General features: G+C 37.4%; 13 protein-coding genes. 6 read left to right on the top strand and 7 right to left on the bottom strand.

All coding sequences use genetic code 11. The features are described from left to right. Positions 1 to 40: 40 nt before the first annotated feature. The 3 genes from GMJ66_RS01925 to GMJ66_RS01920 all read right to left on the bottom strand — a co-directional run bounded on the left by GMJ66_RS01925 (position 41) and on the right by GMJ66_RS01920 (position 1,836). Positions 41 to 187 carry an FbpB family small basic protein gene (locus tag GMJ66_RS01925; RefSeq protein ID WP_156288666.1) on the bottom strand — a complete coding sequence of 49 codons (147 nt, stop codon included), beginning with the start codon at positions 185 to 187 and terminating at the stop codon, positions 41 to 43. Between the two features lie 196 nt (positions 188 to 383). Next, complete coding sequence (locus GMJ66_RS20360; protein ID WP_197046576.1) at positions 384 to 614, bottom strand: hypothetical protein; 231 nt, start codon at positions 612 to 614, stop codon at positions 384 to 386. Positions 615 to 618: 4 nt separating this feature from the next. After that, positions 619 to 1,836: a dicarboxylate/amino acid:cation symporter gene (locus GMJ66_RS01920; protein WP_156288665.1), complete on the bottom strand. Its 1,218-nt coding sequence runs from the start codon at positions 1,834 to 1,836 to the stop codon at positions 619 to 621. Positions 1,837 to 2,311: 475 nt separating this feature from the next. Between GMJ66_RS01920 and GMJ66_RS01915 the strand changes: the two genes are divergently transcribed. Together GMJ66_RS01915 and GMJ66_RS01910 are read left to right on the top strand one after the other, a co-directional pair. After that, positions 2,312 to 3,028 carry an aspartate/glutamate racemase family protein gene (locus tag GMJ66_RS01915; RefSeq protein ID WP_156288664.1) on the top strand — a complete coding sequence of 239 codons (717 nt, stop codon included), beginning with the start codon at positions 2,312 to 2,314 and terminating at the stop codon, positions 3,026 to 3,028. 174 nt (positions 3,029 to 3,202) lie between these two features. Then, positions 3,203 to 4,699 (top strand): BCCT family transporter, encoded by a 1,497-nt coding sequence (locus GMJ66_RS01910; protein ID WP_156288663.1) that lies wholly within the window; start codon positions 3,203 to 3,205, stop codon positions 4,697 to 4,699. A 50-nt stretch (positions 4,700 to 4,749) separates the two neighbouring features. On the opposite strand, the gene GMJ66_RS01905 is transcribed toward GMJ66_RS01910, so the two are convergent. Both GMJ66_RS01905 and GMJ66_RS01900 read right to left on the bottom strand, forming a co-directional pair. Then, positions 4,750 to 5,154: a hypothetical protein gene (locus GMJ66_RS01905; protein WP_156288662.1), complete on the bottom strand. Its 405-nt coding sequence runs from the start codon at positions 5,152 to 5,154 to the stop codon at positions 4,750 to 4,752. A 77-nt stretch (positions 5,155 to 5,231) separates the two neighbouring features. Next, positions 5,232 to 5,507, bottom strand: a complete 276-nt coding sequence (locus tag GMJ66_RS01900; RefSeq protein WP_156288661.1) for a hypothetical protein — start codon at positions 5,505 to 5,507, stop codon at positions 5,232 to 5,234. 292 nt (positions 5,508 to 5,799) lie between these two features. Between GMJ66_RS01900 and GMJ66_RS01895 the strand changes: the two genes are divergently transcribed. Beyond that, on the top strand, positions 5,800 to 6,132 hold the full coding sequence (locus GMJ66_RS01895) for a hypothetical protein (RefSeq protein ID WP_156288660.1): 333 nt from the start codon (positions 5,800 to 5,802) through the stop codon (positions 6,130 to 6,132). Positions 6,133 to 6,188: 56 nt separating this feature from the next. Here GMJ66_RS01895 and GMJ66_RS01890 read toward each other — a convergent pair whose 3' ends face one another. After that, the gene (locus GMJ66_RS01890) at positions 6,189 to 7,154 is read right to left on the bottom strand and encodes an aromatic acid exporter family protein (RefSeq protein ID WP_156288659.1); all 966 of its coding nucleotides are present in this window, start codon (positions 7,152 to 7,154) and stop codon (positions 6,189 to 6,191) included. Between the two features lie 473 nt (positions 7,155 to 7,627). On the opposite strand from GMJ66_RS01890, the gene GMJ66_RS01885 reads away from it, so the two are divergent. Then, complete coding sequence (locus tag GMJ66_RS01885) at positions 7,628 to 8,119, top strand: LysM peptidoglycan-binding domain-containing protein (protein ID WP_197046575.1); 492 nt, start codon at positions 7,628 to 7,630, stop codon at positions 8,117 to 8,119. 299 nt (positions 8,120 to 8,418) lie between these two features. Here the strand turns inward: GMJ66_RS01885 and GMJ66_RS01880 are convergent, their stop codons facing one another. Continuing rightward, positions 8,419 to 10,542 (bottom strand): glycoside hydrolase family 3 protein, encoded by a 2,124-nt coding sequence (locus tag GMJ66_RS01880; RefSeq protein WP_156288657.1) that lies wholly within the window; start codon positions 10,540 to 10,542, stop codon positions 8,419 to 8,421. 204 nt (positions 10,543 to 10,746) lie between these two features. On the opposite strand from GMJ66_RS01880, the gene GMJ66_RS01875 reads away from it, so the two are divergent. Continuing rightward, positions 10,747 to 11,664 (top strand): helix-turn-helix domain-containing protein, encoded by a 918-nt coding sequence (locus GMJ66_RS01875; RefSeq protein ID WP_156288656.1) that lies wholly within the window; start codon positions 10,747 to 10,749, stop codon positions 11,662 to 11,664. Between the two features lie 405 nt (positions 11,665 to 12,069). Continuing rightward, a complete protein-coding gene (locus tag GMJ66_RS01870) occupies positions 12,070 to 12,573 on the top strand; it encodes a hypothetical protein (protein WP_156288655.1) in 504 nt (167 codons plus the stop codon). Positions 12,574 to 13,409: the final 836 nt, after the last annotated feature.

The raw sequence follows: 13,409 nt of genomic DNA, 5'->3' as shown, positions 1-13,409 counted from the left end.
AAAGTGTAAAAGAAGCAGGAAATCTTTCCCTGCTTCTTTATCATTGCTGATATTGTTTTTTCTTAACTGATTCTTCCTGTTTCTTTTCCAAACGCCTCTCGATTTGCGCTATTCGTTTTTCATCTGCTAATAATTCCTGCTTATTTTGTTGAACCAATTGTTCAAAATTTAACAGTTTCGGTCTCATTTTACATACTCCTTTTTAGATTTCAACTTATTATAACATAATTTATAATGTAAATTATTAGAATATTTAACTAATACTTTTACCATTTCTAATTATATAATCTGAGTTGATGTAATTCAAGTTAATTATATAAAAATTTTGTATAAATAAAGAATGGGTCATCATCATCACAAGCATAGTGGGTACTGACCTTCCTTCACAACTTTATAAGTCTTTTCACACTAATTGATGCTTTTGGTTTGATATAAACCCAGAAATAACTGTTAGGTTGATTTCCGCTACGGGCTGAACTTTCTGCGGGCACAACATTACGAGCACCAGCACTAATTGCTCCAGCAGTTCTCACAGCTGTTCTGCTCACATTAATAACAAAGCATGGAGATGGTTTCTCTGCTTTAAATAAAGCAAAAGAGCCATCCCCATGCATCCAATTAACCTGCCTTTTTTCGTTTTTCGCTTTCAGAAATTAAGTAAGCACACGTTGCGTCTCCGGTAACATTCAATGCGGTTCGAAGCATATCAAGTATGCGGTCGATACCAATAATGAGCGCAATTCCTTCGACAGGCAAACCAATTTGTGTTAGCACCATAGCAAGCATAATCAATCCAACCCCAGGCACACCAGCCGTACCGATACTAGCCAATGTAGCAGTAAGAATAATCATAATGATATCACTAAAATCCAATGGTATCGCATACACCTGAGAGATAAATACCGCAGCTGTTGCTTGCATAATCGCTGTACCGTCCATATTAATCGTAGCTCCCAGTGGCTGGACGAAACTGCTGATATTTTTATCGATGCCAATGTTTTCCTGGGCCGTTTTTATCGAAATGGGCAAAGTTGCACTGGAACTGGCCGTACTAAAAGATACAGACATCGCCGGGAAAAAGTTTTTATAAAATTGAATTGGGTTTCCTTTTCCAATTAGCCAGATTGCCAGACTGTATGTGAAGGCCGCATGAATAATCAGCCCTAAAATTACGGTTCCCATATATGCTCCCATCGATCCAATCGCATTTAAGCCTGCACCTCCAATGGCAGAAGCAATTAAAGCGAACGCACCATATGGGGCAGTTTTCATCACAATGTTAACCAGCAGCATCAAAATCTCATTTGCTTGCTCAAATAACCGGTACATGCCAAGAGTCTTTTTCCCTAATAAGGCAAGAGCAATTCCAACAAAAACCGCAAAGGCAATAATTTGCAGCATGTCCCCCGAAGACATGGAGGATAACGGGTTTGTTGGGATAATATTCACGAGTGTTTCCATGATAGGTGGAGCTTCACTTGCTTCATAATCTGCAGCGCTTACATTAAAGACTCCCTCTGTTCCCGGCTTTATCATATATGCCAATGCAAGGCTGATACAAAGAGCAATGGCTGTGGTTGTAAGGAAAAAACTGATCGTCTGTATCCCAACCTTCCCAAGCTTAGCTGGATCACCCAAGCCTGCGCTTCCAAGAACGATAGATACAAACACAATTGGTACAACAAGCATCATGATTAAATGAATAAAGATTTGTCCAACTGGATTTAAAATGTACGTATCCAGGACAGAATAGATATTTTCCGGTACAAAGGTTAAAATTAAACCAGTAATCACACCAAGAAAAAGGGCTATTAATATCTTTTTGGTTAAACTCATTTCTTGTCCACCTCTCTTAAATGACTAAGAATCCCATAATTATTCCAGAAACTTAACGTGGCGGTACCAAGCATTCGAATCAAAATGACTTCCCTTTTCATTACGGGTAATCTTCTTTTTTAAATTAAAAGCATCCCCTCCTTTTTAATGTTCAGAAGCAGGAATGGAATACTCCATACCAGTTTCTATTTGTTTTTACAACAAATGACTAAAACCGTTAATAAAGACAGACCTCGATAATGTACCGATTAACTTTTCAGAATATTTTTATTATAATACGTTAGATTGAAGGAATATAGAACTATTAGAACCAGCTTTTTGTGATTCTGTTTTTAAAAGTTAGGATTGGGGTTTCTCTTCTCACCTTTTTGATTTGAGGGCCGTGCGATTTGAATACATGCTGCCCTCCCCAAATAGTAATGAAATCAAAATATGCCGGCCATACTAACATTATGTTATCGGAAAGGAGCACTGTATGATATATCACGCGAAACAAGGACAGGTAAATTACGGATATACGATTGGAATTTTAATGCTGGATACAAATGTACCAAGAATCCTTGGTGATGTTGGCAATGCTGCCTCGTATTCCTATCCTATTATATATAGGACATTGGAAAAGGTGACCGCGCAAAAAATTACAAATAAGGATGAAATGGTTTTACCGGAAATTATTAATAGAGGGAAGGAACTAATACAAAATGGTGCCAAAGCTATTACAGCAGATTGCGGCTTTTTGCTTTGTTATCAAAACGAAATACGTCAAGCATTAAAGGTTCCTGTATTTTTATCCAGTTTGCTGCAACTTCCTTTTCTTTTACATATGTTAAACGAAACAGAAAAGGTCGGTATTATTACCGCAGATTCCACCAGCCTTAATAAGAACTTACTTAGTGAAATAAAGATATACGATACGCAGCGCCTGCACATTAAAGGCCTACAAAACATGCCATTCTTTTATGATGCTTGTATCAATGAAAGTGGTTTATTGAACGACGAGGGAATCAAACAGGAGGTCATTTCCCTTGCAACTAAAATGGTCCATGATGATCCTCAAATAAAAACAATTCTACTTGAATGTAGCTTCCTGCCTCCTTACACAAATGCTGTAAAAGATGCGGTTCAGCTTCCTGTTTTCGACTATAAGACAATGATTGATTACGTCTATCATTCATTTCAAGGCCCCTTTTGATTTGGTGCCTGTCACTTCCCGAAATTTGTCGAAAAAATTAGTCCTTTTTTTTGGAGGGGTTACGGCTGTTCACAGTAGTTACGGAAGCGGAGGATGGTGACAGTTACTAATTTTGTATACTCCTGAGAAATATTTGCATACTAAGGCTTAATCAAAATATCTTGGGGGGGTAATATGAAAAAAGTAACAAGTGTCTTTTACATAACTGCTGCATTAATTATTTTAGCAGTATTATTAGGAGCTTTATTCCCTGTATATGCAGAAAACCTAACAACCAATCTAAATGCCTTCTTATCTACTACGTTTGGCTGGTATTACATGTGGATTATGCTTGGGTTTATAGCAATTTCCTTTTTCATTGCCTTTAGTCGTTATGGAAAAATTCGCTTAGGAAGAGATGATGAGAAACCTGACTTCTCTACATCGTCATGGATTGCCATGCTTTTCTCTGCTGGACTCGGGATTGGTCTTGTATTCTACGGTGCTTCGGAACCATTGCTTCATTCCTATGCAGATGCCCCATTATCAAACCCTGGTTCCGAGCAAGCTATTAAAGAAGGACTTGTATTCACCTATTTTCATTGGGGACTCCATGGCTGGGCGATGTATGGATTAGTCGCGCTGGCCCTTGCATTCTTCCAATTTCGTAAAGGGGAGCCTGGTTTAATTTCCACTACATTAAAGCCATTATTTGGTGATCGAATTAAGGGACCTTCCGGGAAGGCAATCGATGTCCTGGCCACCTTTGCGACAATCTTTGGGGTTGCTACTTCATTAGGTTTAGGTGCAGCACAGATTAACGCCGGACTTTCCCATCTATTCGGGCTGGAAGAAAGTTTCGTTAGCCAACTTTTTATTATCCTAATTATCACCGTATTATTTCTCATATCTGCCTGGACCGGCTTAAGCAAAGGAATTCAGTTTTTATCAAACGCAAACATGGTACTCGCTGTTTTACTATTTATTAGTATGTTCCTTATTGGACCAACTCTGCTAATTCTTAATATATTCACGGAAACCTTTGGCTATTATTTGCAAAATCTCATCCAGATGAGTTTCCGTACAGCACCTCTCCCTAGTGATAATCGTGCATGGCTCGATGCCTGGACAGTTTTCTATTGGGCGTGGTGGATTTCATGGGCACCATTTGTCGGCATGTTCATTGCTAGAGTCTCCCGTGGCCGAACGATTCGCGAATTTATGTTTGGAGTCATGATTGTTCCAACAGTTATTTGCGGTATATGGTTCGCAACATTCGGGACAACCGCAAGCAGTGTTCAGGAAAGTGGAGTGGATTTAACTCAATATGCAATCGAAGTTTTGAATTTCCATATGTATGATCAATTATCCTTTTCGTTTCTGTTGTCCATTATTTCCATTGCACTGATTCTAACCTTTTTTATTACTTCTGCCGATTCAGCAACCTTTGTACTTGGTATGCAAACTACAAATGGTTCCTTGAATCCTGCAGCAAGTGTTAAAATCGTTTGGGGATTCGCTCTATCATCTGTAGCACTTGTCCTCCTATACGTTGGTGGGCTAACAGCACTTCAAAATACTATCATTGCTGCTGCCCTGCCATTTTCTTTTATCGTAATTTTAATGAGCATTTCCCTGTTAAAAGCACTGAATACAGAGTTGAAAGAGATCAAAAAGAAAAAAAATATATGAAGAAGTATGGGGGCGGTTCTTACTACTGCAAGAACCGTCCCCATGCTTCTTTAAAAATAAGGCACTTCTTTTACTACACCATCTTTGACTACATTATAGGCCAAAATACTACTATTGTTCGCTTTTTCCTTCAAATATTTCAGTAATTCATCATACATGGAATCCAAAATAAATCGATTGACATCATCAAATGATTGGTAAAACAATGTATAACCGCTTCTCATCAGCGGTAGTTTACTAATGTAGGCGACTAATTTATGCTGATGGTTTAGCTTGTCAAATAAATACCCCTTTTCCTCCTCCCTTATATGAGCGAGTAACTCTTCTGATTCTCTCGGTTCTTCTATAGGGTGGAAAATAAGAATATTGCTATGGTTTCTACCTAAATAGACAGCTAGCCCTCTTGGATTGTTAGAAAGTAAAATAAAATCATCTTTTATTCCTGCTAATTCCAATATATGCCCTTCCTTATCTATAAAGTAAATCTTCCATCAATACGGTTTGTTACAGCTAGTTAATCACTTAATTAAAATTAAAGAAATTTATAATCCATACACTTATCCGGTCTTTGTAAAATCTGAACACTTAAGCCGATTTCTTCATTTAACTTTTTGTATAAATACCACCGTTTTAAATTTGGTATTAAAACCACCATTTCTACAGGATTCTCGGTTCGTTCGTTCCGTATAAAAGCTAAAAAGTTCTTATTATTCTCTCCAATAAAAGAAGCAAACACCTCTGTAGTCTCTCCTTCCACTGGCTTAAAATCATCCTCCAGCCCTGGCAGTTTTAATATCGTTTTTTCCATAAGCATCCATCCCTCTTTTCACCTTTTCAGCTGTGATTTTTAATCATTTTATCCAGTTGCTCGAAATATAAACCAGATGAAAATTTCTTTATAACAGTGGATTATCTATGTTATTTATGGTACAGATAGAAATGGACTGAAAATGACTCTCATTTCAGCAATTGTCCATACTAAGGATAGGAAAGCATGAGTATTCTTGGAAAAACCCGCATTCGCTCATCTTTTAACAAATGTGGTAGTTTTTTTTATACTTTACTAAAGAGTAAATAAACGTATGCTTGGAGGAAAAACAATGGAAGACTCCATTTCATTAAGTGCTATTAAAGCTCTAACAGAAAAGAAAGTAAAGAAAAAAATCCTTATCAAAGTCATGTGGAATGATAAGGAAAAGATTACGTTGTTCATTACCCCTAATATAAAAATCAACTCCTTCATCCATGACGAGAAAGAAGGATATTTGTTTTATGATCAGGAAGGAAAGCTTGTGACCTATGAAATTCCATGTATTCTTCCAGAGAAAGATTTAATAAATGGAAAAGTAAGCCTGGTAGAGGCAAGAGGAAGGTTACGGATTAACAATCAACCTTTATCAAAGGATGATATGCAATTTTTAAGTGAATATTAAGCAGATTGACGGTTCTTTCTTTTCAGCAAATGTAAAAGAACCGTCTTATGCTGCCATCAATCGCTCCTTTTTGCAAACAGCATTTTCTTAATAGTTAGGTAGTTTTCAATTTCATTGATGAGATAAAAGAGATTCGCTCTTATTTCAAATTCTTCTCTTGTTTTCGGCAATTCGGTCTCGCGAATGGATGTCTTGCATTCCTCTAACCTATTTAATGAGATGCCGGTTGTATTTCCAGAATGCACATGTTCACTTAAATACTCGAGGAAATCGGCAAACATTTCCTTCTGCTTTACATGTAGCCCTAGAGAAGACACAACCGAAACAATTTTCGCCATTCGACTAAGCAGTTCCAGCTGATTCTCCCGCATTTCCAAATAATAATAATCTTTATTCTGTTTTCTTAACAGATGATTTTCTACATCCTGAATGGCAACACTTTTGTATTGATTAATGATTTCTTCTGCTTCTAATAACTCTTTCCCGCTCCAGTTCCGTTCACCGTCCCTTAAATACGCCGAAAATTCATACAGGATAATTGCAAATTTCTGTTCAATTTTATATTTATATGTTTCAATATCTTTTTTAAAATTTGGCATAAAGCTGTTGACGAGCAGGGCAATCCCCATTCCGATTATAATAATATAGAACTCATTTAAAAACACGTCCATGTTTGCATCCTGCACCGTATACAGATGTAAAACGACAACCATGCTTGTGACGAAACCGCCTTGTATGCGAGCTTTCACAAGGATTGGAACAAACACGAGAATAAATACGGAGAAAACAAGTGGATTATAGCCCAACCATTCAAAGAACAAACCACCAACAATGATGGATAAAAGAGACGCAAAGAACTTTTTTTGTATCGTACTAATTGTCTTCTTTTTCGTTTTCTCAATACACATAATGACGATGATACCTGCAAAGGTAGCAAATTCCAAATCCAGTAAACTGGCAATCCAAACCGCCAGCCCCGCTCCTACAGCTGTTTTAATCGTCCGATAGCCCATGCCAACCATTTTTTAAAAGCACCTTCTCTGTTGTTTAATATATAAATAGTTTCATACTTTCCGTCAAACTGCAATCATTTTTTGATGGTAATTTATAGTCATGTCATTGACTTGCTAAATCCGGACAGGACAGATCAGCTTGCTTGTACTGGTCACTGATATATGTGAAATGCAAAAGGAAAAGATATGCTCCGTCTTGTTGACATTCCAAACTGATGAAGAAACTTTTACACAACACGGGCTTTTTAAAGGATATAAACATTCATTCAATTACTGCATATGATAAAGTGAATCTTCAATCAGTGGTTTTTTTCATCCCCCACTGATTGTTAGATGAACGAATCAGGTGTTTACTGGCTGCCTTCCCCCATTTACCTTTCATTAAATCCTCTTGAAAACTTGAAATCATGAAGTGGGGGTCTTACAGCCAGTTAATCACATGATAAACTGAAAACATTTCTTAACTAATGGAGATGATATGCTTGAATATTAAAACGAATAGTCATGTTATTTATACTGTTCAGCCAGGGGATACACTGAATTCAATAGCGGCAAGGTTTGCAAGTGATATTCAGTCCATTGCCAGGGCCAACCATTTGTATCCACCAGTTACAGATCCATATCTCATTTTTCCTGAGCAGGTGTTAGTAGTGCCTATCGCTGGAAATGGTGATTCAGCAACCTTTTATATTGTGTCACAAAATGAAAGGTTATTTGACATCGCCCAGCGTTTTTCCGTTCCAACCGAATCAATTGCCGTCATGAATCAATTAAAAGATCCTAATTTAATTTATATCGGGCAATCATTACGGATACCTGCTTTGATTTATGACATTGAACCCACTGATACCATGAACGGAATAGCCAATCGCTTTCAGGTTTCGGTGGAAGATATATTGCGTGCTAACTGGCAGCGTCCAGGTTTTTCAGCAAGTACAATATGGCCCGGATACTCCATTATCATTCCACAATAAATGAGTTTTTCGATTCTCGTTTAAATAATAAGGAGAAGCAGATATCATCAGGTGTCTGCTTCTTTTAATTTAATTGGATACAGGGGCAAATTTTTGAAACCCGGGGCGGTTGGAATTGTGATAGATCAATCGCTTTTGGAAAACTCGTATTCGCTCATCCTTTAGCAAAGTTTTTCTTATACTTGGGACGTTAACATTTTAGCTACGTCGAATTCAGTTTTTGCTTTACTTTATATACTTTCCCAGAAACATCAAAAAAAATGGAAGCAAAAGATCAGTCCCTTTGCTTCCATTTTATATTAATAAGTTAATCCATGACCAAGTTTATACACATTGCCGTCGCTATCTTTGTATGCATAGCTCATTCCTTTTGGCATATATTTATCTTTATCATAGCCAGGCACATCATTTCTTGATACACTTTGACCATCCTGGTAAACGGCAATGACTTCTTCGCTGGCTGGTAATGTTAATGGTAAAACACCTGTTGGCTTATAATTTCCTGCCATAACCTCAAACTGAGCATTGAAGAATGTGTCATATCCAGCAATTAAGGCATCTGCCATTGGCTCTACATTGCCAAGAATCCAAGGTAGAACGAAATTCACACTCATAATGACTTTTCCACCGCGGTTGTGAATACTGTCTGCCACTTCTTTCAGATGATCCATACCACTTAATGTAGTCTCTTGATATAGTGCACCATCTAAGGCAGTGTTCACTTTATCCTCACATAATTCAAGCTCTAACAGTCCTGGTGTTGCATTAAAGTAAGCTCCGGATTTTGGATGTAAGAACAGAATAGCTGTATCTGCTTCTTCATAGTTATTAGTTAAGTTAAACAGACCAACCTCGTTTGCTTCATTTCTTGCTTGTTCCGTATATTTATCCGCTTTTTCCTGTTCTTTATGGAATACTTCCACATAAACCTTCTTACCATTTAACTTGTCTGCTGTTAATGGTAATGTCTGTTCGGAATTTTTCAATACGGTTACAGATTTCTTATGTGCTTCATAGGCAGCTTCCCAATGTTCTTTTGTGCTTATAACTTCTGTTGCCTTTTCTGGTGGATTGTACGTACGGTCATCAAATAGACCCAAAGTAAACATTTCCGTTAGAAGCCGTACATTTGCTTCGTCAATACGTTTTTCACTAATCCAACCCTTGCTGATTGCCATCTTAAGATTTTCGATATCATTCGTATCAGCGATCAAATCAGTACCGGCATTAATTGCTTTAGCAAAACGTTCTGCTTCACTACTATCTTCCATCCCCCAACTCATCTTGTTTACAATACCACTATCACTATTGACATAGCCTTTGAAACCAAGTTGCTTGCGTAGAATTTCATTTAAGAAGTAATGATTAAATGTAAAGCCTACTTCTTCAAACGGAATATCTTCGCCTTCGAATTCCTGAACTACACTCTTCTTAATGCTTGGGATAGAATAATATGGCATGATAGAAGATGTTCCATGTTCTACCGCCGCTCTAAATGGTGGTAAGTGATATTTTTCTAAGCTTCCTGGTGTTGGATATAAATTCCATTTACCCTCTTCATAATGCGGGTCAAATCCATTTTCTCTTGCCCCTCCACCTGGGAAGTGCTTCGTTGTCAGTGCAATACTATGTTTGCCTAGTTCTTCACCTTGGAATTCATCAATGATACGACCAATTGCATCTGCAATAAATTCCGGATCTTCACCAAATGTACCATATGTACGCTGCCATCTTGGATCGGTAACTACATCCGCCATATACATATAGCCTTTACGGATACCAGTTGCATCCCATTCTTTACGTGCAATTTTAGCAAACTGGCTGATTAAAGATGCATCTCCTCCATTTTTAATATCACCCTTCGCTGCTGCAGCAAGACCTAGCGTCCCCGGCCATGTGGAGAATATCCCTGCTGCATCATTCATACCAAAAACAGCTTCGGCATTTTCGTTTCTGGAATTTGAAGTGATCAAAACAGGAATTCCCAAACGTGTACTCTCCGCCACTTCATTCATGGTATTAATCCATTCCGCCATTTCAGCAGGACTGAAGTTGTCTCTTAAAATGAAGTGGCGCAAATGCATGTTTTCAACGGTATGGGTCGTTCCATATATTTTATTGACGGCGAAAATATTTTCCCCTTTTTCTACAACACCTTCATCTAATACACCATCATGACTTGTCTTACTCTTATCTTCCTGAGAAAGCCCCATTTTCCGTGTATTAATGAGCATCATCCCGATTTTCTCATCCATATTCATTAAGGAAACCAAGTTCTCTGCACGTTCTTTCGGGCTTAAACGCCAGTCTTCATATGGATCCAATTTGCCATTGTTGTTTAAATCTTTAAATTTCAAACCATTTTCTTCAATGAGTGGTTTCTTTCTCACCTCTAAATCTGGCTGTTTCTGATTATCTTCCACTTTACGTGCCTCCTAATCATTAACTGCCCTAATCATCTTTTTTAAGAATATATCTTTTAAAATGGGATGATAGGGCTTTCTATTTAGTATATTGCAATTACTTTTTTATCATCCATAATGATATAATAGCAACAAAATGCTATAAATAAATGATACTTATTGCTAAAATTATTGTAAATATTGCTATTAGAAAGGGGATTCAAAATGGAACATTCCATTCATTTGCCAGTAACGAATAAAAGCTTTGAACTCTATTATTTTGTTGGCAAAGAAAATCAATCCGAATCCTATGATTGGCTCAAGAAACATAATGAATCCGCAGAGGAATTTTCCCGGTTAGAGTCGTTATTCCGATTACATAGTCATGATGTGATGGAGATTCTTGTTTTTTTAGGTGGAGAATGCGAATTTTTCTGTGAAGGAAAGACCTACTCCTTGAAAAAGGGGGATGTGGTGGTGGTTCCTCCATATGCTGTGCATAAAGCGGAAGTTGCGGATATTCATAACTATGACCGGATTATTCTTAATATTAGTTCCCATTTACTCGAAGACTATATGCGCAGTGCCCAAGCGATGAAAGAGCATATCATTTATCAAAAAACACAAGGATCTTATGTACTAAATCTTCATGAAAGAAACTTTCAAAGAATGGTTGACTTACTCCATGATATTACGCAGCGAATCAGGCAGGACGAAGAGAACCATTCTTTTACATTACATTACTTATTATTTCAGGCACTTCAAATTATTTTGAACCCGGAGAGTAGTATCCCAATTTTTAACGAAAAGAAAGAGCTGGATGCAAGGTTAGCAGCTATTTTGGATTACATTGAATCCCATTTAACCGATTCAAATTTAAGTTTAGATCATGTTTCGAATTATTTTCATCTAAACAAATATTATTTTTCCCATTATTTTAAAAACAACATGAACCTGCCCTTTTACCGTTACGTATCCTTAAAGCGACTATCCAATGCAGTCACATTGATCAAACAAAATAAGCTTTCTTTAGAGAACATTGCCTTACAATGCGGCTTCCCTGACTATTCCAGCTTTTACCGGCTATTCAAAAAAGAATACAACCTCTCCCCCAAACAACTCCAACAAGAACACAAAAATTAATGGTGCCTGTCACTTCCCGGTTTTTGTCGAATTTTGGCTTTTATTATTTAGCAAGGAGAACGGAGAATAAGCCCTATCCTATTCCCCTGCTATATAGAAATGTATCACGTGACAAAACTTAATCTTTTTTTTATAAAAAAATGGAGACAGACCTTTTTAATTAATGGTAAAATATACCTAAATCTATATCCTCGTTTTCACTCTATTATTTTTTTGCCACAACATTCTGCATTGCGTTTCTTTCTTCCATTACTACTACTCAACGATCCAATTCCAAACGCATGCTTCCAGGATTCAAAAATTTCCCAAATTCAAACCATCATTAACATTTATCTGAAAGGAGGACAAGTTGATATACCAGAAAAGAGGATATGGGCTTTTTTAAAATAAAGGTAGGTGTAAAAAATGGGACTTGATATGTATCTTTTTGCAGCACCTAAGATTGAAGGCCTCGAATTGAAAGAAATCTGTTGGTCTAATGCTAACCTAACAACGTTGAAAAAAGAAAAAAGTGAGCTTTATTTTAAAATTAAGGATTATGTGAAACATTTTGAGGAATTCGAGTTCAAATGGGAAAGCCTCTTTACCGAAGTAATATACTGGAGAAAAGCCAATCATATCCATCATTGGTTCGTTCAAAATGTTCAAGGTGGAATAGATGATAACTTGGCCTTAACTGAGGTAAAAAAAGTACAGATAGTGGAGCTTTATCAGCATTGCCATTCCATACTAAAAGACAAATCAAAGGCTATCAATCTTTTACCAACAATGTATGGTCCCTTCTTTGGAAGTTTAGAATATGATTCCATTTACTTTGACGAGACAGAAAGAACCCTGAATACATTAAAAGAAGTACTGGAGGATCCCTTCTTCGAGAATAATTATCTTCTTTACCAAAGTTCGTGGTAATGCTTCTTCTATTGCACTTCATACTTCTCAGTACAAGTATCAAGTGGATCTTCAACAAGTGTTTTTTATCTCCCGCTGATTGTGAACGAATCAGGAGTGTACTGTCTGCCCGCACCTCAATTTATAATTCATGGAGTGTCGCGAACTCTTGGAGTGAGGTCATACAGCCAATTTCATCACATAAAAAAAACAATTATGGAATCGACTTGCTGGGGCTGGGACATTACTAAAACACTCAGTTCTAAAAGCGAATGATTTCATGATAAGGAAGATTATATAAGGCTCATTCGTAGTTGTTGTTTTTAATCTCACAGCAAATATAAACTACGAACTAAGTGAGTGTTAACGTTGATTTCCGCTACGGGCAGTCGCGCACCTTAGGTTAACACTTCAGCCTCCTCGGAAGAAACCACTTCCTGCAGGGTCTTCAGTTGTTGCTTTTCCAGCAGGAGTCGACTGCACTTCGCTCCAATAAACCATTTTAATAGTAATTAACTAACGGATGGTTAACCTAACAATAACAATATGTTGAGAAGTTAGAATGCTCAACAATAGCGGAGGAAATACGCGGAGACTCCTGCGGGAAAGTGGCCAAAGTGAGACCCCTAAAGAAGACAGCACGAGGAGGCTCACGGGTCACCTTAAGGTGCGCGTAGTGTATTTCCGGAGCGGTAGTTAACACTCCAATATCATCTAAAAAAAGTTAGTTCGCGGTTTATGTCTTTAGTGACAAAAACAACAAAGCTTTTCAGTGGGACAAACAAGTAGTCCCAATCTTTTAGCAAACAGCCTTATAAGAACAAAGGCGCAAGCGCCCGTTTAGCGACGTACGGACT

Source organism: Oceanobacillus salinisoli, assembly GCF_009733865.1.
Taxonomy (GTDB): Bacteria; Bacillota; Bacilli; order Bacillales; family Amphibacillaceae; genus Oceanobacillus; species Oceanobacillus salinisoli.
The sequence above is the reverse complement of the archived record's forward strand: the minus strand, read 5'-3'. Positions and strand labels throughout refer to the sequence as shown.

Excerpts from the sequence above, each read along its gene's own strand:
- GMJ66_RS20360 (WP_197046576.1), bottom strand. The coding sequence starts at position 614 with ATGCATGGGGATGGCTCTTTTGCTTTATTTAAAGCAGAGAAACCATCT.
- GMJ66_RS01925 (WP_156288666.1), bottom strand. The coding sequence starts at position 187 with ATGAGACCGAAACTGTTAAATTTTGAACAATTGGTTCAACAAAATAAG.
- GMJ66_RS01900 (WP_156288661.1), bottom strand. The coding sequence starts at position 5,507 with ATGGAAAAAACGATATTAAAACTGCCAGGGCTGGAGGATGATTTTAAG.
- GMJ66_RS01870 (WP_156288655.1), top strand. The coding sequence starts at position 12,070 with ATGGGACTTGATATGTATCTTTTTGCAGCACCTAAGATTGAAGGCCTC.
- GMJ66_RS01920 (WP_156288665.1), bottom strand. The coding sequence starts at position 1,836 with ATGAGTTTAACCAAAAAGATATTAATAGCCCTTTTTCTTGGTGTGATT.
- GMJ66_RS01910 (WP_156288663.1), top strand. The coding sequence starts at position 3,203 with ATGAAAAAAGTAACAAGTGTCTTTTACATAACTGCTGCATTAATTATT.
- GMJ66_RS01875 (WP_156288656.1), top strand. The coding sequence starts at position 10,747 with ATGGAACATTCCATTCATTTGCCAGTAACGAATAAAAGCTTTGAACTC.
- GMJ66_RS01895 (WP_156288660.1), top strand. The coding sequence starts at position 5,800 with ATGGAAGACTCCATTTCATTAAGTGCTATTAAAGCTCTAACAGAAAAG.
- GMJ66_RS01890 (WP_156288659.1), bottom strand. The coding sequence starts at position 7,154 with ATGGTTGGCATGGGCTATCGGACGATTAAAACAGCTGTAGGAGCGGGG.
- GMJ66_RS01915 (WP_156288664.1), top strand. The coding sequence starts at position 2,312 with ATGATATATCACGCGAAACAAGGACAGGTAAATTACGGATATACGATT.